Source organism: Kitasatospora sp. NPDC093558 (genome assembly GCF_040683475.1).
Taxonomy (GTDB): Bacteria; Actinomycetota; Actinomycetes; order Streptomycetales; family Streptomycetaceae; genus Kitasatospora.
Map to the genome: position 1 here is coordinate 1 of NZ_JBFBDY010000188.1, position 11761 is coordinate 11761.

Genomic DNA, 11761 nt, shown 5'->3' on the forward strand with positions numbered 1-11761 from the left:
GCCGCTGGTACCGCCTGCGCGCCGACGGCCCGCGCGACCCCGGGCGGGTCAAGACCGGTTCGGCCGCGCCGTTCGCGATGGCCGGCGTCTTCCCGTCCGACAACGACACCTTCGCGCTGAGCATGGTGCTCTCCACGGCCGATCCGACCCGGGGCGCGCTCACCGACCCCGCCGTGTTCGAGGCCGCCCTCCGCCACTTCCCGGCCTGCGCCGCCTGGCTCGACCTCGACCCCGAACCGCAGTCCGCCGTCCTGGCGATGGCCGGCCTGGACAACCGCTGGTCCTCCCTCGTCGATGAGGAGGGGCCCGTCGTCACCGGTCTGGTCAACGCCGGGGACAGCCTCGTCCACACCAACCCCACCCTCGGCCACGGCGTCGCCCTCGGCCTGCTGGCCGGCCAGTACCTCGCCGCGCACGCCGACGAGGTCGCCGCGGACCCGGCCGGTTACCACGTCTGGACCACCCGGACCCTGCGCCCTTGGTTCGACGCCCAGGTGAAGGCCGACGGGACGAACGCCCAGCGCCTCGCCGAGGGCGCACCGGCCACGGACGTGCGGGCCGCCGCCCTCGCCACGTGCGCCTTCGAGGACCCCGTCGTCATGCGGGCCCGCGCCCACGTGCGCCACCTCGTGCACACGCCCGACCACGCCTACGGCACCGAGGAGGTCGACCACCGCGTCACCGCCTGGCTCGACGCCCGCCCCGACTTCACGCCGACGCACGACGGGCCGACCCGCGCCGAGTGGGACGCGCTGGTTCGGGGCTGAGAGCTCGTTGGGGGGTCACTTCGGCTTGGCGTCCCAGGCGGTGACGGTGAGCTGGAGGGGCCCGACGCCGGAGGGGACGGACTTGACCCTGAGGAAGATGGTCCGCCCCTTGCGGGTCTGGTAGCAGAACCGTTTGCCCGCGGCCAGGGGGCCGCTGTCGGCGGCACCGTTCTGTTTGATCTGAACCTTGCACTCGCCGAAGCTCGGATCGTAGTCGACGTAGGCGTGGGCGGCCTCCGCCAAGGCCGGCCGCGCCTGCTCGGCCCCCAGGCTCGGCGGGCCGGCCGCGTTCCACCGCACCACCAGATCGGCGGGATCCGCACCGACCACCGGACGGTCCCCGTCGAGGTCGATGGAGCCGGCCTGGGCGGAGTCGACGGTGACGTCGACCGGACCGTACTTGACGGGAGCGGTGGCGTTCTCGTCGGGAACGTCCAGCGCCGTGAACGAGAGGTAGGCGGTGTAGAGGCCGACGACCAGGAACGCTACGGCCATCAGGCGTCGTCGTCGCCTGGGGCTCGGGGGCGTCTGCGGAGGCATGGCGGGGATCGGCGGGGCGTAGGCGGGCGGCATGGGGAGCTGGGGAGCGACGGCCGCCAGGAAGTCCGGATCCAGCACGCGGGTGGGCGCGGGCGGCTGCGGCCGGGGCAGTACGGCGGGGGCGGTGGGTACGTAGGTGGGCGTGTACACCTCCGCGGGTTCGGCCACGGCGGGTTCGGCCGCCGCGGGTTCGGCCACGGCGGGTTCGGCCGCCGCGGGTTCGGCCGGGCTCTCCTCGGTCGGCGGCCCTTCGGCCGGCGCGTCCCCGCCCAGGAGCCGGCGGACTGCCGCCTCGCGGCGCCGGATCTCCTCGGCCAGGGGCGCCGGCAGCCAGCGTTCGAAGGCCCGGAGAGGACGGGGAAGAACGCGGTTGCAGAGGTCCGCCAGCTCCTCGGGGGTGGCCCTGGCCGCCGGGTCGGCGTCGAGGCAGCGGGCGAGCAGCGCGCGCAGTTCGGGCTGGTAGCCCGAGAGGTCCGGGGGCCGCTGCTCGGTGTTGGCGATGCGCGTGGCGAGGGTGATCGCGCTGCCCTCCCCGTACGGGTGCCGGCGGGTGGCGGCGACGGCGGCGATCAGGCCGAGGGCGAAGACGTCGCCGGCCGGGGTCACCGGTTCTCCGAGCGCCTGCTCCGGGGACATGAAGTGGGGAGTGCCGATCATCCCGCCGCTGACGGTCAGCCGGGTGCCGTCCTCGGCCCGGGCGATGCCGAAGTCGATGACCCACGGGCCGTCGGTGGCGAGCAGGACGTTGCTGGGCTTCAGGTCGCGGTGGACGATCCCGGCCGCGTGGACGGAGCGCAGCGCCTCGGCCACGCACCCGGCCACCTGGAACACGGTGGTCAGGGGCAGCGGCCCGAACCGGTCGAGGGCCTGCTCCAGCGACAGCCCGGGGACGTACCGGCAGGCCAGCCAGGGCGTCGTGCCGGCGGTGTCGTGGTCGACGACGGGCACCACGTGGTAGCCCTGCACCGTCCGGGCGGCGCGGACCTCCTGCTCGAACCGGCGGCGGAACTCCCCGTCGCGGGCGAACTCCTCGCGGATCACCTTGATGGCGACCGGCTGGCCTCCCCGCGTCCGGGACAGGTACACGGCTCCCATGCCGCCCTCGCCGATCCGGCGCAGCAGCGGGTAGCCCGCGACGTCGCGCGGGTCGCCCGGCCGCAACGGCGGCATGCCCGTGTGGTCCTGACTGGTCACCGCTGCTCCTGCTCCCCCGGCATCGTCGGATCACCGCCGGAGCACCGTCGATGATCAAGGAGGATGCTACCGATCCGCGCGGTGAGCTACGGTCAGCACGTGAAGGATCTCAAGGATGATGCGTTCCCGCCGTTCCCGGTGCGGGACATACGGGCGCGGTACGTGTGGCAGGCGGGCTGTCCGTCCGACTTCGCGGACCTGACCGTGGACTTCGAGCCCTGGGAGGACGGGATCGTCCTGGAGGTCACGCCCGGGGCGGAGCTCGTCGGAACGATCTCGGAGAGTGAACTCCGTTCGTGGCACGAGTCGTTCGTCGACGGCGTGCGCGAGGAGCTGGCCGCGCGCGGCGTGGGCGGCGTGGCGCTGGCCGTCGTCGTGCGCCGTACGGTCGTGCACGACGTGGATTCGAGTGCGCGCTCGTTCCGCGCCGCCGGCCGCGTCGCCGCCCGGGAGGCGTTCGTGCGGATCGACGGTCCGGAGCCCCAACCCAAGCGCAGGCGCGCCCGGTTGGCCTGAACCGGTCGCTGCCCCCCCTGCCACTGTCACTGGTGACCAGTACAGTCCGCCACGGACAAGCGGACGGCCACGCGGAGGGGCTGCAGTGAAGGACTTCACGCGGGAGGTGGGGACCAGCCCCGTGGACGGCGAACGCCGAGGCATCGCGCACCGAACCGTACTCGATCACCTGCTCGGCCTCGTCGCCGGTTCCCCTCTGGTGGACGCTCTGGTACTGCGGGGAAGCATGGTCATGCCGGCGTGGGTGGGGGCCGATGCGCGGGAGCCCGCGGACCTCGACTGGATCCTCCCTCCGTCCCCGCTGATCCCGGTGGACTCCTCTCATCCATACCCGCACGTCGAGGAGCTGGAGACCGTACAGCAGTGGCCGGAGGCGGCCGACGGCGCCGGCCGGTACGAGATCTGGGAGTTCGAGGAGCTCGACACCCGAGGCCTTCGGCCCGCCGTACCGCCCGAAGGACTGCACTGGATCGCCGAAGTGGAGCCCGAGCCCTGCCGGCCGCAGGAGACCCTCCTCGGCCTGCTGCGTGAACGGCCGGCAGCCGCGCCGGGACTGATCCTCGACGCGAACGCCGCCCGGATCGACGGCACCTGGACCTACTCGGAGTACGACACCCCGGGCATCCGCTTGATCGTCCCTTGGGTGGCGGAAGACCTCCCTCCTGGCGAGGTGCAGCTGGACTTCGCCCGCGACGAGTGGCTCCCCGAGCCCCCCGTATGGACGGCCATACCCCGTGGTGACGGCACAGGGCCCACCGTCGTCCGCACGGCGAGCCGTGAACTGTCGCTCGCCTGGAAGCTGCTGTGGCTGCACGCCGACTGCACCACGGACGGCCGGGCGCAGGCCAAGGACCTCTACGACGCCGTACTCCTCGCGGAGGCCGAGGCCACGAAGCTGTCTCCACGGCTGCTGCGCAAGGTGTTCCGCCACGAGCCGGGCCTCACGGCGTCCGCAGACGCCCTGCGTCCGGACGCCGTGGCGCTGTGGTCCGTGGACTGGGAGACCTTCCGCGCGGACCATCCACAGGTACGGGGTACGGCCGAAGAGTGGCTGGAACGCCTGAGTCGGGCTCTGGAAGGGGTGTTGGGGAGGTAGACCGGGCGGTGCGCAATATCGTGCCCGCCGGGAGGAGGAGGCCGGACCCGCCGATCGGCGCGTGGTCCGGGCACGAACCGGGTGTTAGGTTCCGGGCCATGGGGTTACGCAACGCACGGGCCGCCGCCGAGTCGACCGCCATCGAGGGCCTGCGCGAACTCGCCGGCGCCGCCCTGCCGACCGACCGGATCTTCCGGGCGGCGGACGAACTCCTGCGCCCGGTCCTGGAGTTCGACGCCGTCTGCTGGCACACCGCCGACCCGGCCACCGGGCTCGTCAACTCCGTTCAGAGTGAGGACCTCAGCCTCGCCGCCTACGACCACGCCGTCCAACTGGAGGTGTGGACGGACGACTTGGCGACCTTCCCGAAGATCCGCCGGGCCGGCCGCCGCGCCGAGACGATCAGCCACGCGAGCCAGGGCTGTCCCGGGCGCAGCGTCCGCTACCGCGAGCAGATCCGCCCGGCCGGCTTCGGGGACGAGCTGCGCGCGTGCTTCGACGCGGCCGGCGGCATGTGGGGCTGCGCGGCGTTCATGCGCGCGCCCGACCGCGGCCCGTACGCCGCACGGCAGCGCAGGCTCGCCGACCTCGCCGCCCGGCACCTCGGCAACGCCCTGCGCGCTTCGCACGTCCCGCCGTCGGGTCCGGTGGATGAGGACGACGACCGCTCTCCCGCCGTGATCGTCCTCGACCGGGCCAACCGGCTCCTCGCGCTCTCCGGCCCCGCCGAGGACCTGCTCGCCCGGTTCGCCGACCCGACGCCCACCGCGCTCGCCGTGCCCACCGCCGTCGCGATGGCCGCCGAGCACGCCCGCCGCGCGGCCGACGGGCTGCCCGCGCCCCAGCTGCCGGTGCGGGTGCAGACCCGGGACGGCCGCTGGTACGTGCTGCACGGCTCCGCCCTGCGGGGCCCGGGTGTGGCGGGCGGCGACTCGGGCCAGGCGACGGTGGTCGCCTCCCCCGCCACGCCCGCCGAGACGGTGCCGCTCTACCTGGCCGCGTACGGGCTGACCGCGCGCGAGCAGGAGGTGGCCCTGCTGCTCGTGCGCGGCTGCGACACCCGTGAGGTGGCGCGGACGCTCGCGATGGCGCCGTACACCGTGCAGGACCACCTCAAGTCGGTGTTCGCCAAGACCGGGGTGGCCAGCCGGCGGGAGCTGGTCGCCCGGATCATGCTGGGTTCCTGACGGACTGGGTTCCTAACGGACCGGGAGGGAGAGGTCCGCCGGGCCGAAGGTCACGGTGCTCCCCTCGGGCGTCTCGCCGCCGTACAGGTCGTCGCGGGTGCCGAGCCGGTGCCCTTGGGCGGGGCGGCCCGCCCCACCGCGCAGGAGCAGACCCGTCTGCACCTCGCGGAGGAGAACTTCACCGCGGCGTGCATGCACGACCGGGGTTTCGGCTACCAACCGGTCCCCGCGGCCGAGTTGGCCCCGCAGAACCCCTACGGCCTCCTGGACGAGCAGCAGGCGCGGAACGACGGCTACGGCATGACCTCCGCCGCACTCGCCCAGCAACGCCTGAGCGACCCCAACCAGGCCGAGACGAGCAAGCTGCCCGCGGACCGCCAGGAGGCCTGGAACACCGCCCTCGTCGGCACCGGGCACGACCAGGTCACGCTCTCCGCACCGGGAGCGGCCACGCTGCAGATCAACACCGACAGCTGCGTCTACCAGTCCCGCAACCGTCTGTACGGCCAGGGCTACGACCAACTCAACCTGCAGATCACCGGTTTGGAGAGCCAGGTCATCGCCTCGGTGCTGCAGAGCCAGACCTTCCTCGCGGCCCAGCAGCGCTGGGCCGACTGCATCGCCGGCCACGGCGGAACGGCCACCACGCTCCAGCAGGACCGCGCCGCCGTCCGCGACGCCCTGGCCCACGCCGGCTCCCGCCCGGACGCCCTCCACGCCACCGCCCGCGCCGAACTCGACGCCGCCAAGCTGGACGCGACGTGCCAGGACACCGCACACCTGGCCGCAGCCGTCCAGCAGGCCCAGGCCGACGCCGAAACCCACCTGGACACCCACTGGCACGACCAGGCGTCCGCACTCCTCACCGCGCGGCACGCCGCCCTGGCCGCCGCCACCCCGGTGCAGGGATGACCGCGCAGAGATGACCCCGCAGGGCCAACCGGGCTGTGGCCGCCGCGATGGGGGCCACAGCCGTTCTGCCATGGGGCAGTCGCTGCCGGCGGTCCCGCAGGTACGGGTCGTACGGCACCTGGAGTTTCCACTCGGCGCCGATGCCCGCCCGCCTCTCTCGGTGCCTGAATATCGCGACGATGGCACTCGTGATTCCCAGCACTCGTGTCCGTTCCCGCCGCCGAGCCAGGTTCCTCGCCGCCGTGGCCGGCGGCGTCGTCGCCATCGGCACCATGGTCGCCTGTAGCCAGAGCGTCGAACTGCCGCCCACGCCCAAGGTCGGCAACACCCAGGCCACGTCGATCCCGACCGGCGTGCAGGCGCTGCCCAAGTCCCGTCCGGCGGGGCTGAAGATCGACGCGGCGGGCGTCGACACCAGGAAGATGGTCGATCTCAAGCTCGATGCCACGGGCGAGCTCGGCGTCCCGGACGCCGACACCGAGGCGAACAGCCCCGGCTGGTGGACCGGGAGCGTCACCCCGGGCGAGATCGGAGTCTCCGTCCTGGTCGCCCACTTCGACACCAAGCACGGTCCGGCCCTGATGAGGGATGTCGAGAAGATCAAGCTGGGCGACACCATCGAAGTCCCGCGCGAGGACGGCAGCGCCGCGAAGTTCAGGATCCGCGAGATCGAGGACGTGAACAAGAAGGACTTCCCCACCAGCAAGGTCTACAGCGCGACCGATCACGCCGAACTTCGCCTGCTGACCTGCGGCGGCAGCATCGAGCACGGCCACCGCACCGACAACGTCATCTTCTACGCGGACCTCATGTGATCGGCGGCGTCGGCTGAATGCCGTCCCCAGGCTCCGTGATGTCCCCGGCCGCTCGACGGCCGGGGACATCACTGCTTTGGATGGACGTGGCCCACCGAGCGCCAGTCCTCGCCCGAGCACGCCTTTACACGACGGGTTGCTTCTCGGGCACCTGTCGGACGGGCCGCTCGATGGAAGCGCGCAGCTAAGGTGGTTCGGCCGGTGACTGTCCGCACTGTAGGAGGCCCCCTGATGAGCCCGACCAGCTTTTCCGCCGAGCCGCTCCCGGTCGGGGTGATCGGTCTCGGCGACATCGCGCAGAAGGCGTATCTGCCGGTCCTCACGGCCCTGCCCGAGCTGGACCTGCGGCTGATGACCCGCGACCGCGCCAAGCTCGACCGCATCGGCGACGTCCACCGCATCGACCCCGCCCACCGCCACACCGACCTCGGCGAACTGATCAAGGGCGGCATCCACGCCGCGTTCGTGCACGCGGCCACCGATCAGCACGTCCCGATCGTCGAGCAGCTGCTCACGGCCGGTGTGGACGTCTACGTCGACAAGCCGCTCGACCACACCCTCGACGGCGCGCGCCGTCTCGTCGACCTCGCCGACCGCACCGGCCGCGCGCTCATGGACGGCTTCAACCGGCGCCACGCGCCCGGCTACGCCCAGGCGTTGGAGCGCCCGCGCGACCTGATCGTTCTCCAGAAGAACCGCGAGGGCCTCCCCGAGGCCGCCCGGACGCTCGTCTACGACGACTTCATCCACGTCGTCGACACCCTGCGCTTCCTCGTCCCCGGCGAGGTCGAGCACGTCGACGTCCGCGCCCGCCGCGTCGACGGGCTGGTCGAGCACGTCGTCCTCACCCTCGCCGGCGACGGCTTCACCGCCCTCGGCATCATGAACCGCCGCAGCGGCTCGACGGAGGAGGTGCTGGAGGTCTCCGGCACCGACTCCAAGCGCGAGGTCCACAACCTCGCCGAGGTGATCGACCACCGCGGCCAGCCCACCGTCCGCCGCCGCGGGGACTGGGTCTCGGTGGCCCGCCAGCGCGGCATCGAACAGTGCGTCCTCACCTTCCTCGACGCCGTCCGCGCGGGGAAGACGATCGACGCCCACGACGCCCTGCGCACCCACGAGTTGTGCGACCTCGTCGTCGAGCGCATCGAGTCCGCCTGAGCCGCGGGACGCGCACCGATCGGCAGTTCCTCCGATCCACCTTGGTGGTTCTGCTGAATCCGCGACGCTCCGAGATCGATTCCGGGTGGGCCGAGCTCACCCGGGACATCGACGGAGTTCGAGGATCGAGGAACCACATGCGCAATCGTCATGTCGGCAGGCGCTCCGCGACGGTGATCGGCAGCACCGTGCTCGCCGGCCTGGCCGTCGTCGCGCTCTCCGGCGCGGCCCACGCCGACGGCGGCCACGTCGCGGGCAAGGCCCCGAAGCCGGTCGGCGCCGAGGTGCAGTACCAGCGGGACCTGGCCGACGGGAAGGGAGAGCCCCGTTCCCGTCGCGTCAGGGGGTCGAATCGCGAAGTCGCCAGGCGTAGCGTAGAAGGCATAAGAACGGACACGAACCATGGTCCGGGCGGGTGGCCCCTCGTCGTTTCCCATCGTCTCGAATCGTCTCGGCCGACTGCTGCTGCAGTCCGGCCGGATCGCCGGGACGGCCAAGGAGGCACGGAAATGAGCTATCTGTTCTGGACGAAGTCGAAACCCTTCACACCCGCCGTGGTCGCCGCGTACCAGCCGGGCGGACTGCGGACGTCGAACTTCGAGGTCTTCTACGACGCCGGCCTCGGCGCCGGCGGGCAGGCCATGGCAACAGCCGTCCTGGCCACCTGCGAGAGGGACTTCACTCAGGTGCGGAATTGGTTCGGCGGCATCAACGTCGGCGGGCCCTTCCGCGTCTACATCGATGCCGGGTCGTTCGGCGCGTATCACACCGGAAGCTGTGCGGCCCGGGACATCCACGCCGCCGCCTACGACGCGACGAACGGAGCCAAGGTGAGCGCGGGCGTGGTGGCGGAAGTGGCCGAAGTGTTCATGGCTCATCAGAACGCCGGGTGGAACTGCGGGGCGAGCAACGGCGAGGGCCTGTCCCGGGACCTCGCAACGGCGCTCTACCCGGGGAACGTGACCGGAGCGGGAGCGGTCTGGCTGGACAGCGGCCTGCGGCCCAACTACGTGAACCGGACGGACCCCTCTTCCGGGACGGCGGGGGGATCCGAGATCTCGAACGGCTGCGCCGTTCTCTTCCTGAACTACCTGAACGTGCAGTTCGGGCTTGACTGGGGGCAGATCGTCCAGGCCGGTGGCGCCACCCTGGCGGACACCGCCGCGAAGCTGATCGGTGACGTGTACCCCTTCGAGCCGTTCGCGCTGCTGCTCTGGCTGACGTATCCGCCCGGGAACCCTTCGGGGCTGGTCAACGACAATCCGTGGCCGATCACCTTTCCCAGCGAAACCCTGGGCGGCGTCGTCCACTTGGAGAACATCGGGGACGTCCCGCTGTCGCAGGACAAGTTCATGGGCACCCAGGGGATGTCGCTCAGGCTGGAGGGGTTCGAGCTCCACTTCGATCCCCCGATTCCGGGCCTGAGCTTGCACTACCGGGCGACTCTCCAGGGCAATCAGCCCGTTGACTGGGTGCCGGAAGGGCAGTTCATCGGCACGCGCGGACAGTCCCTGCGGATCGAAGGGTTCGCCATAGAACTGACCGGAACGGAGGCCGACAAGTACGTGGTGACGTACATGGCGCACGTGCAGGACACCGGCGACACGCCGTTCGTGCAGGACGGCGCCTTCTGCGGGACGCCCGACAAGCGCATCGAGGGCATGCTCGTGCACGTCCAGCCCAAGTAGCGGCTGCCCCTGCGGCCCGCAGGGCGTGCGGGCCGCAGGCCGCGACGACCGGTCCGTGAAGGCAGCCGAGACCGATCACTGCGGCCGCGCGACCCGTCGGTCGCCGGGCCGCAAGGGGTGGTGAAGAGAGGGGGGATGCCTCCGGGGGGGGGAGGCGCGCCGGGTCGGCGCCGGAGGGGTGGCACACGCGCCGGCCGGCGAGGAGCGCCGAGCTCGGGTCGCCGAGGTCGAGGCGGTGGATGAAGTCCACGATGATGCGCTCGCAGGCGCGTACCGCGAGCATACGTTCGACCGGGGGGATGATCTCGTCGTCCATGTCCCTTTCTATCGGCGCCAAGGGGCTCCCAGGCAAGGAGTTTTCCCGCCTCCGAAGTGGATCCGGCGCCGCAGCGAGAAGGGTTACCAGCCAGTAGTTTGGCTGATCATCGTCTCGTCTGAGGGTGTGTCAGATCGTTAGGCTCCCTGCGATCGGATCTTGTCGGCAGTAGGGAGAACAGCGTGATGGCACGACCCCAGCGGCGGAGTGGTGGACACCGGACGGTGAGCGTTGCGCTCGTCGCGGCGCTGGCCCTTGGTGCGGGTGCGGCCGCCCAGCCTGCCGTAGCGGCTCCTGTCGCTGCTTCGGCGTTCACCGGGTTCCGGCTGGCGAGCATCACCGCGTCGGACGGGGTCGTGCTCAGGGCCGACGTGTTCACCCCGCCGGCCGGGACGCCGGGGGCGGATGCGCAGGGGCGGTACCCGGTGGTGGTGCAGCCGGCGAGTTGGGGGCAGAACGACCTGGAGTACGTTGCCCAGGGGCGCAAGTTCGCCGCCGCCGGGTACGTCGTCGTGACGTACACCGTGCGCGGGTTCTGGGGGTCGGGCGGGCAGGTGGACGTCGCCGGGCCCAAGGACGTCGGCGACATCTCGACGGTGATCGACTGGGCGCTCGCCAACACCTCCGCCGACCCCGACCGGGTCGGCATGATCGGGCTCTCGCTCGGCGGCGGGCTCACGCTCCTCGGTGCCGCGTTCGACCCGCGGATCAAGGCGGTCGCCTCGCTGAGCGGCTGGGCCGACCTGACCGACGCGCTGTACAGCGGGCAGACCCGGCACACCGCCGCCGCCACCCGGCTGGAGAACATCGAGCACCTGACCGGCCGCAAGAGCCCGGAGTTCGCGAAGGCCCTGGGCGACCTGTTCGCCGACCGGGACCTGCCCGACGTGATCAAGTGGGCGGGCGTCCGCTCGCCGGCCGCCTACCTGGACCGGATCAACGCCAACGGCGCCGCGATCTACCTCGCCAACGGCTGGAGCGACAGCTTCTTCAACCCCGGCCAGATGACGGACTTCTACCAGCGGCTCACCGTCCCCAAGCGCCTCGAACTGCGCCCGGGCGACCACGCGAGCCAGGAGTTCACCGGCCTGCTCGGCTTCTCCAACGCCACCTGGGACAACGCCCGCGGCTGGCTCGACCACTACCTCAAGGGCTCGGCGGACGCGGGTCAGCCGGAGCAGGGCGTCGACCTGGAGGTCCGCCCGACCGGCGCCCACGAGGCGTACCCGGACTGGCGATCCGTCAACTCCCGTACAGAGAACCTGAGTTTCGGCGACGCGTCCACCGTGCGCGGCGATGAGCGCTCCGGTGCGAGCGCCGGCGTCGTCCTGCTCTCCGGCATGGTCGACCAGTGGCTGCACCAGCCGCCGACCGTCCTCGTGCCGCTCCTCGACCGCTCGGCCGCCTCCGTCCGGCAGACGGAGCCGTACGGGCAGGGCCTGCGGGTGCGCGGCGCGGCCCGCGTGCACACCACCGTCACCAGCGACGCGTCGCAGGGCACGGCCGTCGCCTACCTCTACGACGTGGACGCGCTCGGCGTCGGCCGCCTGATCGCGCACGCGCCGCAGA

10 protein-coding genes and 2 pseudogenes are annotated in these 11761 nt (G+C 72.0%); 9 read left to right on the forward strand and 3 right to left on the reverse strand.

Annotated elements, in window-relative coordinates; all coding sequences use genetic code 11:
* Positions 1–767, forward strand: a pseudogene (locus AB0O00_RS19080) (FAD-dependent oxidoreductase); the annotation flags it as partial.
* Between the two features lie 15 nt (positions 768–782).
* On the opposite strand, the gene AB0O00_RS19085 reads toward AB0O00_RS19080, so the two are convergent.
* Positions 783–2477, reverse strand: coding sequence for a serine/threonine-protein kinase (locus AB0O00_RS19085; protein ID WP_363653243.1), 1695 nt, complete (start codon positions 2475–2477; stop codon positions 783–785).
* 123 nt (positions 2478–2600) lie between these two features.
* Between AB0O00_RS19085 and AB0O00_RS19090 the strand changes: the two genes are divergently transcribed.
* The 3 genes from AB0O00_RS19090 to AB0O00_RS19100 all read left to right on the forward strand — a co-directional run bounded on the left by AB0O00_RS19090 (position 2601) and on the right by AB0O00_RS19100 (position 5300).
* Entirely contained in the window at positions 2601–3017 is a 417-nt protein-coding gene (locus AB0O00_RS19090) for a hypothetical protein (protein ID WP_363653228.1), read from the forward strand.
* A gap of 106 nt (positions 3018–3123) precedes the next feature.
* Positions 3124–4113, forward strand: a complete 990-nt coding sequence (locus AB0O00_RS19095) for a nucleotidyl transferase AbiEii/AbiGii toxin family protein (RefSeq protein WP_363653229.1) — start codon at positions 3124–3126, stop codon at positions 4111–4113.
* A gap of 98 nt (positions 4114–4211) precedes the next feature.
* The gene (locus AB0O00_RS19100) at positions 4212–5300 is read left to right on the forward strand and encodes a helix-turn-helix transcriptional regulator (protein WP_363653231.1); all 1089 of its coding nucleotides are present in this window, start codon (positions 4212–4214) and stop codon (positions 5298–5300) included.
* 12 nt (positions 5301–5312) lie between these two features.
* On the opposite strand, the gene AB0O00_RS19105 is transcribed toward AB0O00_RS19100, so the two are convergent.
* Positions 5313–5462, reverse strand: coding sequence for a hypothetical protein (locus AB0O00_RS19105; RefSeq protein WP_363653232.1), 150 nt, complete (start codon positions 5460–5462; stop codon positions 5313–5315).
* 30 nt (positions 5463–5492) lie between these two features.
* Between AB0O00_RS19105 and AB0O00_RS19110 the strand changes: the two genes are divergently transcribed.
* The 4 genes from AB0O00_RS19110 to AB0O00_RS19125 all read left to right on the forward strand — a co-directional run bounded on the left by AB0O00_RS19110 (position 5493) and on the right by AB0O00_RS19125 (position 9876).
* Entirely contained in the window at positions 5493–6212 is a 720-nt protein-coding gene (locus AB0O00_RS19110) for a hypothetical protein (protein WP_363653234.1), read from the forward strand.
* A 179-nt stretch (positions 6213–6391) separates the two neighbouring features.
* Positions 6392–7027, forward strand: a complete 636-nt coding sequence (locus tag AB0O00_RS19115; protein WP_363653236.1) for a sortase — start codon at positions 6392–6394, stop codon at positions 7025–7027.
* Positions 7028–7258: 231 nt separating this feature from the next.
* Complete coding sequence (locus AB0O00_RS19120) at positions 7259–8188, forward strand: Gfo/Idh/MocA family oxidoreductase (RefSeq protein ID WP_363653238.1); 930 nt, start codon at positions 7259–7261, stop codon at positions 8186–8188.
* Between the two features lie 137 nt (positions 8189–8325).
* Positions 8326–9876 (forward strand): hypothetical protein, encoded by a 1551-nt coding sequence (locus AB0O00_RS19125; protein ID WP_363653240.1) that lies wholly within the window; start codon positions 8326–8328, stop codon positions 9874–9876.
* A 214-nt stretch (positions 9877–10090) separates the two neighbouring features.
* On the opposite strand, the pseudogene AB0O00_RS19130 reads toward AB0O00_RS19125, so the two are convergent.
* Positions 10091–10192 (reverse strand): annotated as a pseudogene (locus tag AB0O00_RS19130) (nuclear transport factor 2 family protein); the annotation flags it as partial.
* A gap of 224 nt (positions 10193–10416) precedes the next feature.
* On the opposite strand from AB0O00_RS19130, the gene AB0O00_RS19135 reads away from it, so the two are divergent.
* A partial coding sequence (locus AB0O00_RS19135) for a CocE/NonD family hydrolase (RefSeq protein WP_363653242.1) occupies positions 10417–11761 on the forward strand: 1345 nt, incomplete at its 3' end.

Coding starts and splice junctions, on each gene's coding strand:
- AB0O00_RS19100 (WP_363653231.1), top strand. CDS start 4,212: ATGGGGTTACGCAACGCACGGGCCGCCGCCGAGTCGACCGCCATCGAG.
- AB0O00_RS19125 (WP_363653240.1), top strand. CDS start 8,326: ATGCGCAATCGTCATGTCGGCAGGCGCTCCGCGACGGTGATCGGCAGC.
- AB0O00_RS19115 (WP_363653236.1), top strand. CDS start 6,392: ATGGCACTCGTGATTCCCAGCACTCGTGTCCGTTCCCGCCGCCGAGCC.
- AB0O00_RS19120 (WP_363653238.1), top strand. CDS start 7,259: ATGAGCCCGACCAGCTTTTCCGCCGAGCCGCTCCCGGTCGGGGTGATC.
- AB0O00_RS19085 (WP_363653243.1), bottom strand. CDS start 2,477: ATGCCGCCGTTGCGGCCGGGCGACCCGCGCGACGTCGCGGGCTACCCG.
- AB0O00_RS19110 (WP_363653234.1), top strand. CDS start 5,493: ATGCACGACCGGGGTTTCGGCTACCAACCGGTCCCCGCGGCCGAGTTG.